Genomic DNA, 13,734 nt, shown 5'->3' on the forward strand with positions numbered 1-13,734 from the left:
TCCCGTAAGCAGAGAAAAAGCCTTCCGGGTTAGCCGAGGGCTGAATGTTCATCAGACCTTTAATTTAGCCGGGCACCCCGTAATCTTGTGTCGCCAAACGGCAAGTAATCCGTTCACTCTTCCAGTGCCCTTCAGAACGTTCAAGTAGTTGTCCCAAAAAAGTGCCAGATCATGTGGCACACTAAGCGCCGGTAACTCTCGACCAAAGTCGCCGGCATGAACTCATCGCTCAACCACTAACTCAACTAATGGACGATTTGTGAACATATATCAATACGCAATAGCTTTTCTTGTTGTAGTCATTCCTGCGGCTCTCTGCGGTGAGTACGCCAAGGCTAAGGGAAGAAGCGGTAGTCGATGGACCATCTTCACATTCCTTCTCTCAGCATTTGTAATTTTCCCAATCCTGTTCTTTGTCAGCGATCGGGGCGACTCAGAAAATTCGGACAAACGCCGCAAGACCCGAATTAAACTCGGAAGTGCCATCATTCTTTTCCTGTGCCTCATCGGCGCGGCTATAAAAACCAGCATCCCCGGCGAAGAAGGCGGCTCGGATCAAACTGCAAAGACGAGCACCAACTCGTCGGCCGACGTCGCAGACAAGTCCTCTGACGCTGATAGTCAACCTGCTACAACAAACGTGGCAGCACTGCTAACTAGTGGCTCCACTTTCAAACCCGGCTCCTATGCCAAGGGGATCATCCCAAAGGGGGAATATATTTTTGTCAGCAAAGATGGTGGATATTTCAGCGAAGAGTTGAACGGCCAGATCATTGATAACGAGAATTTCCCATCGTTCGGGTATGTGTATGTGCATGGCATTGGCGATATCAAAAACGATGGCTACCTGATATCGCCGAGTGCAGTCCAAAAAATTGGCTACGTAGGTGCATTAGACGTGTATCAAGCAATGAACCGTCAGACCGGATACAACTTCTCTGGAACGTACAAAGTCGGCGTCGACATTCCCGCTGGTAGATACACGTTGGAGAGTGCCGGGGATGCTTATATAGCCGTCGTTACAGGCCCCCTTGGTAAAGGAGAAATTGTCTGGAATGACAATTTCAATGGAAGCAGGACAGCAAATTTGTCCATCGGACAATATCTTCAAGTGAGTAACGCATCCATCGCCGCCGTCTCAGCATCGGCCAATCGCTAAGACGAAACAGTCGACAACGACAGCGCAGTTGCGATGTTGTCAAACGCGTCGCCATTGCGACGCACATGAACCAATTACGCGCATTGATACCGCGCGGTTGTGTGCGTCCTATGTCACCGGAATCGCGCTGCTCATCATCAGCGAGTTCCGGCTTCCGCCGCCGATCTCACGCCACGTAGTGCGCGCCCGACCTAAAACTTATGCCGGATCGCCGCGCGCACCACGACCTGCTTCGACGTCGACGACGGCGACTGCGTGCCGGGGATAAACGCGTAATCGAGAATCGACAAGGTCGAGTCGCCGGTGACCTGCTGATAAGCGCCCTGCAGATAGACGTCGGTGCGCTTGGACAGGTTGTAGTCGGCCATCAGACCGAACGTATGAATGCGCGGCTTCACGCCGCCGTTCGACGCGTCGTAGGTCTCCATCGTGTACACGTACTGCGCGCCGACGAACAGCATCGGCGAGATCTGATACTTGCCGTTGATCTCGAAGTTCTGATACTTCAGCGAGTTCAGCAACACACCCTGCGGTGTGCTCGGCACGAGCGGCACCGGCGGCTCGATGCCGAGATAACCGTTGGCGGTCGGCTGCAGATAATTCGAGTTGCTATAGACGAAACCGGCGGTCGCCGGCCCGAACGTATACGTGATGCCGCCGCCGAACACGCGCAGCCGGGTCGCGATGAAGCCGGCGTCGTTGGCGGTGATCGCGCCGTTCGAGCCGTTGCCCGGATTGTCGGCCTGCAGATAGGCCGCGGCGACCAGCAGGCCCCCGTACGTATACTGCCCGCCGAAGCTGTACGCGCGATTGTTCGCGAAGCCAGTATCGTTGCTGAAGCTGTAGGTGCCCCCGAACTGGAAGCCCGAGATCGACGGGCTCGTGTATTTGACCGTGTTGTCGAGGCGGAAGGTGTTGTCGGTGTTGTCGTTGTCGTACGGATGCGAAAACAGCGCGCCGCCCCAGTTGCCGTTGGCGGTGGTCTGCGCAAGATAGTCGACGACCGAATCGTATTGCCGGCCGAACGTCAGCGTGCCGTACGGTTGCGAACTGAGACCGACGAACGCCTGGCGGCCGAACATCCGCCCGCCCTGGCCGAGCCGCCCGGAACTCAGATCGAAACCGCTTTCGAGCTGGAAGATCGCCTTGAGGCCGCCGCCGAGTTCTTCCGCGCCTTTGAGGCCCCAGCGGCTGCCCTGCGCGAAACCGCTCGCGAGTTCGTAGACATGCCCGCGACCGACGTTATTGGTGTAGTTGATACCTTCGTCGATCACCCCATACAGCGTGACGCTCGTCTGCGCGCGCGCAGGCACGACGAAGGCGGTAGACGCAGCAACGGAGACAGCCAGCGCGAACACTTGCTTGTTCATGATGATCTCCCTGCACCTCGAGTAATGGGACAACTCGATCTGGCCGCCTTGTTCTTGCTACTGCTTTTTCGTCACTTTTCGGCAGTTCTGAAGACTGCTTCGTCGACGCGATGCGTTTCGGAAATCGTCACACGAGCGCGGGCGGCCGTCCATGAGAGGATGTGCCAACTGTTGAGAATGTTGCTAATTCTCCACTGCGCGCGACTTCCCCTTTTTTCGAAATGCGGCTTCGGGTAGATGCGGATAAGCGCGGGCAAGCGACGGCCGCCCCTGCGCGGCTCCCAGCGCGCTTGTCATGGAAAGAAATATAATCGAGCCCTTTTGCTGCGATGCAACGGAACTCCTTGCCGTGGCAAGGGTCATCTTTACAACCCGCTGACGCCGCGCGCTATCGAGCCGGCCGGTCGCGGCAAAGCGGATCGCGGACGATGCCGGCATGGATCGCCTTCCCGCCGCCGTACCCAATTCCATTTATAAAGCCTTGTGAGACGCCCGCCGCGCTGGATCAGCGCGCCGTCGTACGGGGCTGCTTTTGACGCTAACAATGCCAAAGTCTTCGTCCCGTCTGATCGAACTCGACTTTTTTCGCGGCCTGGTCCTATTGATCATCGTCGTCGATCACATCGGCGGCAGCATTTTGTCGCGCGTCACGCTGCATGCGTACGCGCTGTGCGACGCCGCCGAAGTGTTCGTGTTCCTCGGCGGCTTCGCGACCGCCACCGCCTACGCGGCGCTGGCCGAGCGGCGCAACGAGACGATCGCGCGCAGCCGCTTCCTGCGTCGCTCGTTCGAGATCTACCGCGCGTTTCTCGTCACCGCCGGGCTGATGCTGCTGGTCAGCGCGGTGCTGACCGCGTTCAGCATCGACGGGCCGAACCTCGCCACCACCGACCTCGACGATCTGCTCGACACGCCGCTCGCCGCGCTGCGCGACATCGTGCTGCTGCGCCGCCAGCCGTATCTCGCGTCGGTGCTGCCGATGTACGCATTCTTCGCGCTGCTGGTGCCGGCGATCCTTCCGCTCGCGCGCCGCCAGCCGTGGCTGCTGCTGGCCGGCAGCGTCGCGCTGTGGGCCGGCGCGCCGACAATCGGCAAGTACCTGCCCGCCGCACCCGACATGCACTGGGACTTCAACCCGTTCGCGTGGCAGTTGCTGTTCGTACTCGGCGTGCTCGCGCGCTGCCAGCCGGTCTATCAGCGCGTCAGCGCGCACCGGCTCGGCTGGCTCGTCAGCGTGCTCGCGTTCGCGGTGGTCGCGGGCGCCGCGTATTACAAGCTGGTCCTGATGCATGCACCGCTGCCCGGGGACCTCAAACAGAATCTGTCGTATCTGCGCGCGGGCAACTTCCTCGCGATCGCATGGCTCGTCGCGAATCTGATCCAGCTCGGCTGGGCGAAGAAGATCGCGCGGCGCTTGCCGTGGATTGGGCTGATCGGGCGTCAGGGTTTGCTGTGCTTTATCGCCGGCGCGGTGATCTCGCTCGTGATCGACTCGGTGCTCTATGCCGCCACCGATGGTTATCTGAACTATCCGCTCGGCCTGCTCGCGGACGCGGCGGCAGTCGGCGCGCTGTTCGCGGTCGCGCTCGGCGTGGAGCCGCTCAAACGCTTCGTCGGGCGCTTCACGGGCGGGCGGCTGCGGACGTCCGCCTGAGCGGCTGGGTTTGGGCTTCGGGAAGTTTGGGCTTCGGGAAGTTTGGGCTTCGGGAAGTTTGGGCTTCGGGCTTCGGGCTTCGGGCTTCGGGCTTCGGGCTTCGGGCTTCGGGCTTCGGGCTTCGGGCTTCGGGCTTCGGGCTTCGGGCTTCGGGCTTCGGGCTTCTCGCTCCCAGCCGCAAATCCCCGCGCACGCAAACGCGCGTCAGCCCGCCTCCGTCTCCACTACCGGCTCGCACAGAATCGGGAAGTTGACCGAGTTCGCGATATAGCACTTCTCGTGCGCCACGTGATGCAGATGCGTAGCCAGTTCGACATCGCCGCCCGCGCGAATCACCACGCGCGGGCGCAGCACGATCTCCGAGAAGCGGCCTTGCTGGGCGCTATCGAGCATCGTGCCTTCGGCTTCGTCGCGATAGTCGAGCACGATGAGACCCGCGTCGGCGCATAGATGCAGATACCAGAGCTTATGGCACGCGCTCGCCGAGGCAACCAGCAGATCCTCCGGATTCCAGCGGCTCGCGTCGCCGAGAAAGGCCGGGTCCGATGAACCGGGAATGTCGGGCTTGCTGCCCGAAGCAATCACGTGATCGCGGCCGTAGTCGCGATAGCCGGAGGTGCCGCTGCCGCGGTTGCCGGTCCATTGCACTGATACGTGGTACTTGTGTTCGCCGTGCGCCATCGTCTGCCTCTGTGTTCTGTCGTCCCATGCTCGGACCGGACCTGCATTCTATACGTGCATCATCGCATCAACGCGTCGGCGCGGGCCGGCCGGTCACGTTCGGCGCGCGCGGATCGGGATTCATGTAGAGGGCTGTGCCGTTCGCGCGCATGTTGTTCAGCGCCGGGCCCGAACTGCTCGAATTGCCACCATAGGTCGGATTGACCGATGTGCCCACGCCCGGCGTCGTGCCGGAGGTAACGCCCGGAGTGGCGCTGGGACCCGCACCGGTCCCGCCACCTGCTGCGCTACCACCCGCCGCCGCCACGCTCCCGCTGCCATTCGCACCGCCCGACTGGCCGCCCACCATCTGCTGCGCCGCGACCGTTCCCACCGCGCCCATCGACAGCACCGCCACCACCAACATCGTCCGCACGATTCCACCCGCTTCTCGCTTCGCCCGCTTCATCGTCCGCCCCCAATCCGTCGACCTGCGTCACCGCCGCGCCCATAGCGGCAGACCATCGCCACCCCATCGCCACCTATTCTGAGCCGATCTCCCATGCCCTGCAGCGGCGCTCTGCCAGGCTCCGCACAGACCATGCCCGCGCGCGTTATGATCGATCGTTACGCAAGGACGCCACAACGGCCGATCGATCGCGCACGATGGAGCACGCCTACATCCACCTTCTGCATCTGCTCGCCGGCCACTCGACGTGGATGCTCGCGATCGTGTTCCTCGCGGCCTTCCTCGAAGCGATCGCGGTCATCGGCACCTTCATCCCCGGCAGCACCGCGATGTTCCTCGCCGGCGCGCTGACCGGCACCGGTTCGCTCAGTCTCGGCTGGGTCTTCTTCTGGGCGATCCTCGGCGCGGTCGCCGGCGACGGCATGAGCTTCTGGATCGGCGAGCGCTACAAGGATCGCATCGTTCATCTGTGGCCCTTCCGCACCCACCCCGAGGTGCTCGACGCGGGCCAGCGCTTCTTCGTCAAACATGGCGCGAAGAGCGTCGTGCTCGCACGCTTCATCGGTCCGTTACGCGCGATCGTGCCGGTCGTCGCGGGCATGATGGGCATGTCGCCGCTGCGCTTCTACGCGATCAACCTGCTGTCCGCGCTGCTGTGGGCCCCCGCGCACATCCTGCCCGGCGTCGTGTTCGGCGCATCGGTGCTGCTCGCGGGCGCGGTATCGTTCCGGCTCGTCGTGATCCTCGCGATGCTGGTGTGCATCGTCTGGCTGAGCTTTCGCGGCGCCGGCTTTCTGGTGTCGCACGCGAACGCCTGGTCGAGTTCGGTCGGCCGTCATCTCGGCAGCTGGGCATGCCGCCATCCGGGTCCGCTCGGCCGCGTCGCGCGCAGGATGCTCGACCCCGACACGCCGGACGCGACCAACATCCTCGTCACGTCGCTGATCGTGCTGGTGGCCGGCGCGCTGTTTTTCGGCGTCCTCGAGGATGTGGTCAGCGGCGACCCGTTGACCACCGTCGACCTGTCCGTCTATCACTTCCTGCAATCGGTGCGCACGCCGTGGGGCGACACCGTGCTCGCGAGTCTCGCGACGCTCGGCAGCGGCATCACGCTGACCGTGCTGATCGTGACAGTCGCGCTGTGGATGGTGTGGGAGCGGCGCTGGCGCACGATCGGCTACTGGCTCGCGGCGGTCGCGTTCTCGCAGTTGCTGATCCTCGGCCTGCAACTCGCGATGCGCCGCGCGCCGCCCAACGAACTGCTGACGAGTCATTACGTATTCCCAAGCAATCACGTCGCCGCGACGGTGATCGTCTACGGCTTCCTCGCGTTCCTGCTCGCGCGCCGGGTCGGCAAGCTCGAGGGCGTGCTGGTGGCGGGCGCGAGCACCATCGTCGTGATCGTGGTGGCGCTCGCGGGCGTCTACTTCGGACGCTACTGGGTGTCCGACGCGATCGGCGGCGCGGCGCTCGCCTACGCGTGGGTCGCGATCGTCGCCCTGACCGCGATCTGGCGGCATCCGCAACCGCCGCCGCCGCGCCGCTTCATGCCGCTCGTCGTGCTGGCGGTGGTGGTGCTCAGCGTCGGCGCACAGCTCGGCCTCGCGCTGCCGACGCCGCCCGACAACGCGCCGCCGCAGCAGCCGGTACTGTTCACGCAGGCGCAATGGCAAAGCTCCGAATGGCGGCGTCTGCCCTGCTACCGCTCCGACATGGGCGGCGATCACAAGGAGCCGCTGACGCTGCAATGGGTCTCGCAGCCCGCCTCGATTCGCGAGCAGTTGCGCGCGCAGGGCTGGGTCGAGGGCACCGATGTGTCCGCGCACAGCCTGCTGTCGCTGGCGTCGCCGGATGTCGCCGCGGTGTCGCTGCCGGTGCTGCCGAAGCTCAACAACGGCGTGCCGTCGTCGCTGGTCTTCATGCGGCCCGGCGACTCGCGCGACGAGCGTTACGTGCTGCGCTTCTGGCCGAGCGGTTATGCGGTCGACAACGGCAGCTCGGCCACGCCGCTGTGGGTCGGCGCATTCGCGCACGAACGGCTGACACGGCCGTCGTGGCCGCTGAACATTCTGCGCATCGACCGGCAGACGAGTCCGCTCGACGTGCGCGCCAAGGCGGGCGCCGGACTCCACGCGACGATCGTCGCGGAGGTCGACTGTCATGGCGTGCCGGTATCGCTGCTGGTGTCGCCGATGGATTGAGCGCGGATGCGCCCGCGGTTTGCCCGTTCGCCCTTGCCCTTCCTCCGCCGCGTCGCTCAGACGAACCGCCGCGCGCCGCCCCCCAAACAGCCACTCGATGACTTCGCAACGAGATTCGCGCGCAGCGAATCGAATTCCACCACCGCAATCCGGGAAATCGTCATACGGGAAATGACTTATGCGACTACGCGCGCTATTCCCAGTCCGAGCCGCGTTCACGCATTGCCGTTTAATTCCCCGTTGCGCCAATGCAACGAAGAAGCGCCATTAGCGCTCGTTTGCCTCGCTATTTCCCCTCATTACGCCGCTAATTCCAGCGCTCATTCTTTTTTCCCTCGTGCAATTCGCGATGGCCTGGCAGAATGAACGCAATCTGCGCATAACCAGATGAACAGAACCGGCATACGACACCGTTCCTTTAATGAAACACACCGGCCCTAATATTTTGCTCAATTAACGCTTTGACGTTATCTTCTCGTTGCGACCTGAATTCGTAGATTAATAGGAGCTCCGTGTGCGGAATCGATTGATGTCTCGCGTAACGAAAGACCGCCAGTCCGCAGCAAGCAGCCACCGCTCGCGTGTTTCCAGCTTAGCCTCCTTATCTACCCGCCCGTTGTCGCGACTGCTGCCGGGCCTGTCGGTCTGCATCAGCGCGCTGGTGCTCGGCGGCTATTCTGCCGGCAGCATGGCCGGCGTTTCCGTCCTGAGTCCACCGCGCGAAGCGCTGTCGAGCACGCCGCTCGAAGTGACGGTCGTCTATGCCGGCGATCAACCCGGCGGCACCGAAGTAGACGTGCCGGCACAATTGACCATCGCGATCAGTAATCCCGACCGCATTCCGAGTCCGCTGGCACTCACGCGCGAAAGCGGCGCGCCCGATCATCTGAAGCTCGGCGCGGGCGAACTGAAGGCCGTGCGCTATGTCGGCGCCTGGCCGGAATGGGCACGCGGCGCAATGAAGATCGACGTGCCGAATCTCGACGTGTCGCCTTCTTTCGTACTGCTCACGCGTCCCGACAAGAACTCGGCGCTCGCCTCGGCCGAGGGCGCGCCGGGCGTTGCGGCGGCGGCAGGCGCGGGTAGTGGTACTGGCGTAAGCGCGGCCGATGCATCGTCGACGAATCTGATCGCATCGTCGCCGGCGCCGTCGCGACAAAATGCCCCGACGCCGGAACTCAATAACTTCTTCAGCCGCTTCTCCGCTTACCAGCCGATGTATTTCGCCGACGGCTCGAATGGCGAGAACCTCGCGAAATTCCAGCTGAGTTTCAAGTTCCGTCTCGTCACGCCGGACGATCCGCGCTCGCGCGGCTTCGCGGACAATCTGTACTTCGCCTATACGCAAACCTCGTTGTGGGATCTCGGTGAGTACTCCGCACCGTTCCGCGATACCAGCTACATGCCGTCGCTGCTCTATTACCTCGAAGACACCGGCTGGAAAAGCAAGTGGTGGAGCAAGATGGGTTTGATGGCCGGCTACGAACACGAATCGAATGGACGTGACGGCCCGGAATCGCGCGGCATCGATATTTTCTTCGTCAAGCCGATCTGGGATTTCGGCGACCTCAACGGCAATCACCTGACCGTCGCGCCGAAGGTTTATTACTATGCGCATATTGCCGGCGAGAACCACGACATCGCCGACTATCGCGGCTATATGGACCTGCTGCTCAAATACGGCAGCACCGACGGCTGGCAACTCTCGACGACGCTGCGCAAGGGGATGAAAGGCGGCAAAGGCAGTATCGATACGCAGTTCACCTATCCATTGGCCAAGCTGATCAGTAGCCGCTGGGGCGGCTTCCTGTGGGTCGGCTTCTTCACCGGATATGGAGAAGACCTTCTCGACTACAACCAGCACCGCTGGATTGCACGAATCGGCTATAGCATTACGCGCTGATTCGAAGTTCTCCTGCCATGCAAGCAAAGGGCCGCTCGCCGACACGCGAGCGGCCCTTTTAACGATTTGAACGGACTCGCAACGAAGCGCGGTCACGTTTCGAATATCTCCAAAGCTCTGTCGAAGCTCTATCGGACACGCATCCGAAGCTTGCCTGGAAGCTTTCCCGGAAGTTCTTCCAAAGTTCTCCCAGAACTTCAATCAAGGCTTTTGCCGGCATCATTTACGCCTCACTCACGCCGCCCCCCCTCTCCTCCCGCCATCTCCCCTCTCTTAAACAGCCGGTGAATTCTGTGTGCACGAACAGACGGGCACACTGGCGCGGTTTTCTCTAGAGTTGAAGGTGCCGGTCAATCCGGACTGGCCACGCCACGCTGACTTTTCCAGCGTCATTCCAGAACCAGGGAAAAACCAATGAAAACTTCTCTCCTCCAGGATGTGTCGACCGTTTCAAACGAGTCACCCCGTCTTTTCACCCATTCGAATAACGCTCCCCTCACGCTCAAACACGAAATTCTGCCGGAACAGATCCGCGATAACCTGCCCGCCCGCCAGGGCGGCGTCGGCTTCCTGTTCCATGCCACCGACTGGGAAACCCTTTCATTTTCTTTTCACAACGTACGCCAGCGCGACGAATCGTTCGAAGAGGAGTTGTGGAATACCAAGCCCTTTATCGCGTCGCCGATCTTTTCGGGATCGCAGGTCATCGGTGCCAATATCGCCTGCCCGGTGCCGCTCGAAATGTGGCTCGGCAGTCCGCGCGGCATCAAGCGCTTTCGCGAAACGCAATTCTTTCCGGCGCTCGAACTTGCACGAAAAGCGGGCTTGAACATGGTCGCGATGGGTGCATCGACACCTTATGCGTGCAACTACGGCGCGCTGCCGCGGCCGGTCAAGCCGCCTCACATCACGACCGGCCACGCGGCCACCGCGGCAATGCTCAAGGACTGGGCGATGCACTGCTGCGAGCGGCTCGACCTCGAATTCGGCAACACGAAACTCGCGCTGTTCGGCGCGGCCGGGCGGCTCGGCACGACGGTATCGAAGTACCTGCTCTATAAGGACGCGCCGAAAGAACTGGTGCTGATCGATCTGCCGGACAAGATCAACCTGCTCGTCGATCAGGCGAAGGAGCTGCTCGCGTCGGATCTGCTCGGCAAATCGAAGGTGTCGGTGCATACGTTCAGCCCGGACACGCCGCTGCCGCAATTCGACGGCGCGATTCTCGCGAGCAGCACGAGCGTGCCCTACCTCACCGCCGCCGATCTCAAACGCGCGCAATTCTGGATCGACGATTCGCATCCGCGCGCGGCGAGCGTCGAAGCCGAACTCGCGTCGCGCGGTCATACGCTCTATATTGAATGCTTCGCGCGCGGCCCCGCCGGACTCGACACCGCGTTCCCATTCCGGCTGCCATCCACGCGCGACTGCTACACCTGCTTTGCCGAAGGCTATTCGGCGTGGCACGAAGGCATCGCATCCGATTTCATTATCGGCAGTCCGCCTGTATGGTCCGTCTCTTATACTCATGGTCTCCTGAAGAAGTACGGATTTTCGGTCGGGCCATTCCACGGCAAGAACGGCGATGCAATCGGCATCGAAGGACTGGAAATGCAGCAATCCAATACGCATGAATTGATGGGGTCCTGATGAAAACGGAGGCCTGATGGCGATATCGCGCGACACGATGCGGGATATGCTGGAACGAAGCAGGTTTGCGATTCGATGGGGAGGCGCACTCGGCCTCCTGTGTCACCCCATCTATTTCGTCGTGTGGACCTACGTTCTGCCGCAGCCTTACGACAATCTGCTGCTCCGCCTCAGTGCGGCGGCGCTGTGCATTCCGCTGCTGTTCCAGGCGCGCTGGCCGAAACGCTACAACCACTATCTGCTGATCTACTGGCATTGCTGCCTGATCTACGTGCTGCCGTTCGTCTGCACGTTCCTCACCGTCAGAAACGGTTTCTCCACGATGTGGATGATGACCGAGGTGATGATGATCTTCATCCTCGCGCTGTGTATCGACAACCCGTTGCTGTTGATGGGCTGCATCGGCATCGGCGTGTTTTCCGGCGGCTTCGCCGCGGTGCTCAGTTCGCCGATGCCGATCGTGCTCAGCGCGGAAGACAAGGCGAATCTCGCGCTGCTGCCGGTGGTCGTGTTGTGCAGCATGGCGTTCAGTCACGCGATCAGCAAGGGCCGCATCTTCGTGGAAAAGAACCGCGCGCTGCAGGCGCTCGCGGGCTCCATCGCGCACGAGATGCGCAATCCGCTGAGCCAGTTGCGGCACGTGCTCGACCGCGTCGAGGAAGCGCTGCCCGCGGTCACCGAACCGGGCGAAGCGCCCACACTGACGCAGGGCACCGCGTCGCTGCTGTACAACCACGTCGCCCAGGGGCAACTGTCGATCGAGCGCGGGCTGCGCATCATCGCGATGACGCTCGACGAAGTCAGCGCCAAATCGATCCGCGCCGACAGCCTCGGCTATCTGCATGCGGCGGCGGCCACCCGCAAGGCGCTCGACGAATACGGCTTCGAGAGCGACAAGGAACGCCTGAAGGTGAACCTCGTCGTCAAACAGGACTTCGTGTTCAGGGGCGACGAAACGGTCTATCTTTTCACGCTGTTCAATCTGATCAAGAACGCGCTCTATCACATCGCCGCGTATCCGCAGGCCACGCTCACGCTGACCGTCGATCGCGACACGGTGAGCGTGCGCGACACCGGTCCGGGCGTCGCGCCCGAGATCGTCCAGCATCTGTTCGAGCCGTTTCGCACCGCCGGCAATTCGGGCGGCACGGGGCTCGGGCTCGCGTATTGCCAACGCGCGATGCGCGCATTCGGCGGCGGCATCGGCTGCCAGTCGGAACTCGGCAAGTTCACCGAATTCACGCTGCGCTTTCCGCCCGTCTCGGCCGATGAAGTCGTGCAGCACGAGCGCCGCCTGTTCGAACGCGCGATGCCCGCGTTCAAGGGCAAACGCGTGCTCGTGGTCGACGACGACGATACGTTGCGCGCCCGCACCCGGCGCGTGCTGACCAAGGCCGGCGCCTACGTGAGCGAGGCCGCGAGCGGCGAACTCGCGCTCGCGGCGCTGCGGCGCGCGGTGTCTTACGACCTCGTGCTGATGGACATCAGCATGCCGGAGATGGACGGCTACGCGACCACCGAGCGCATCCGCGCGGACCGTGAAGGCCAGAACCGCAACGTGCTGATCGTCGCCTATACCGCCGAGCCCGGCAACGCGGTGCGGCTGCGCGCGCGGCGCGCCGGCATGGACGAGATCATCAGCAAGGGCTCGAACGTGCAGGACCTGATTACCTCGGTGCAGGCGCTGTTCGAAAACGGCGCGCGGCACGATGAGGACGAGCAACGCGACGGTTTCGTCGGCAAGACGATCGTCATCGCCGACGACGACACCTACAGCCGGCTCGTCGCGAAGACCTATCTGGAGCGGCGCGGCGCGACCGTGCTCGAAGCCGAGCACGGCCAGGCGGTGCTGGCGAAACTGCGCGAAGACGGCTTCATCGCCGCGATCCTGATGGACATGAACATGCCGGGCATGAGCGGCATCGAGACGACGAAAGCGATCCGCGCCCGCGCCGATGCCTACTCGACGGTACCGATCGTCGCGCTCACCAGTCATTCGGATACCGAAGCAGTGCAGGCCTGCCTCGCCGCCGGGATGAACGAGGTGATGGTGAAGCCGGTGCAGCCCGGCTCGCTGTACGCGTGTCTGGCGCGGCAGTTCGGCATGCGGGCACCGACAGTAGAGCGCGCGACGGCGCAAACGGGCGCGACGGCCGGCGCCGGCCTGTTCGAGCAGACGGATTTCGCGCTGACGCCGGTCGCGTTGACGACTCCGGCCGCAGATGCCGCGATCGCGGAAGACAACCTGCTCGACACGAAACACCTCGAGGAGCTGGCCTCGCTCGATCTGCTCGACGAATCGTTCGTCAATGGTATCGAACAGATCCGCTCGCTGACGACGCGACTCGAGGCCCACCGCGCGGCCGCCGACATCAAGTCGACCCACACGACCTTGCACGCGCTGCTCGGCGTGAGCGGCTACCTCGGTGCAAAGTCGCTGCACGGCTTCGCGCGGCAGATCTATCCGCGCGTGATCGCCGGCGAATGGCCGCTGGAAGCCGACTGGCTCGCGCAGATCCGCTCGCTCAGTACGCGCTCGACCGACGCGCTGCTGCGCTATCACGCGGGGGCGAAGGGGCGGCGCGCGCATCGGAACGCGGTCAACGACTGAGCCGCGCGATGGGCGTGATGCGCGCAACGGACGCGCTTCGCGTCCGGCGAACTGCTG

The 13,734-nt window shown here is 62.7% G+C and carries 9 protein-coding genes; 6 read left to right on the forward strand and 3 right to left on the reverse strand.

The features are described from left to right. Positions 1 to 259 precede the first annotated feature (259 nt). Positions 260 to 1,159 (forward strand): hypothetical protein, encoded by a 900-nt coding sequence (locus HHL14_RS04300; protein WP_169496345.1) that lies wholly within the window; start codon positions 260 to 262, stop codon positions 1,157 to 1,159. A 191-nt stretch (positions 1,160 to 1,350) separates the two neighbouring features. Here HHL14_RS04300 and HHL14_RS04305 read toward each other — a convergent pair whose 3' ends face one another. Next, entirely contained in the window at positions 1,351 to 2,529 is a 1,179-nt protein-coding gene (locus HHL14_RS04305) for a porin (protein WP_169496346.1), read from the reverse strand. Between the two features lie 544 nt (positions 2,530 to 3,073). Here HHL14_RS04305 and HHL14_RS04310 point away from each other — a divergent pair. Then, on the forward strand, positions 3,074 to 4,183 hold the full coding sequence (locus HHL14_RS04310; protein ID WP_169496347.1) for an OpgC domain-containing protein: 1,110 nt from the start codon (positions 3,074 to 3,076) through the stop codon (positions 4,181 to 4,183). Positions 4,184 to 4,387: 204 nt separating this feature from the next. Here the strand turns inward: HHL14_RS04310 and HHL14_RS04315 are convergent, their stop codons facing one another. Both HHL14_RS04315 and HHL14_RS04320 read right to left on the reverse strand, forming a co-directional pair. Beyond that, positions 4,388 to 4,864: an OsmC family protein gene (locus HHL14_RS04315; RefSeq protein ID WP_169496348.1), complete on the reverse strand. Its 477-nt coding sequence runs from the start codon at positions 4,862 to 4,864 to the stop codon at positions 4,388 to 4,390. Positions 4,865 to 4,931: 67 nt separating this feature from the next. After that, complete coding sequence (locus tag HHL14_RS04320; protein WP_230412941.1) at positions 4,932 to 5,270, reverse strand: hypothetical protein; 339 nt, start codon at positions 5,268 to 5,270, stop codon at positions 4,932 to 4,934. Between the two features lie 239 nt (positions 5,271 to 5,509). Here HHL14_RS04320 and HHL14_RS04325 point away from each other — a divergent pair, with 239 nt between their 5' ends. The 4 genes from HHL14_RS04325 to HHL14_RS04340 all read left to right on the forward strand — a co-directional run bounded on the left by HHL14_RS04325 (position 5,510) and on the right by HHL14_RS04340 (position 13,677). After that, positions 5,510 to 7,513, forward strand: a complete 2,004-nt coding sequence (locus tag HHL14_RS04325; protein ID WP_169496350.1) for a bifunctional DedA family/phosphatase PAP2 family protein — start codon at positions 5,510 to 5,512, stop codon at positions 7,511 to 7,513. A 616-nt stretch (positions 7,514 to 8,129) separates the two neighbouring features. After that, complete coding sequence (locus HHL14_RS04330) at positions 8,130 to 9,416, forward strand: phospholipase A (RefSeq protein WP_329601608.1); 1,287 nt, start codon at positions 8,130 to 8,132, stop codon at positions 9,414 to 9,416. 414 nt (positions 9,417 to 9,830) lie between these two features. Continuing rightward, entirely contained in the window at positions 9,831 to 11,066 is a 1,236-nt protein-coding gene (locus tag HHL14_RS04335) for a hypothetical protein (protein ID WP_206002204.1), read from the forward strand. Positions 11,067 to 11,082: 16 nt separating this feature from the next. After that, positions 11,083 to 13,677 (forward strand): response regulator, encoded by a 2,595-nt coding sequence (locus HHL14_RS04340; RefSeq protein ID WP_169496352.1) that lies wholly within the window; start codon positions 11,083 to 11,085, stop codon positions 13,675 to 13,677. The last annotated feature ends 57 nt before the right edge of the window (positions 13,678 to 13,734 follow it).

It is taken from the genome of Paraburkholderia antibiotica, from assembly GCF_012927125.1.
GTDB classification, from domain to species: domain Bacteria; phylum Pseudomonadota; class Gammaproteobacteria; order Burkholderiales; family Burkholderiaceae; genus Paraburkholderia; species Paraburkholderia antibiotica.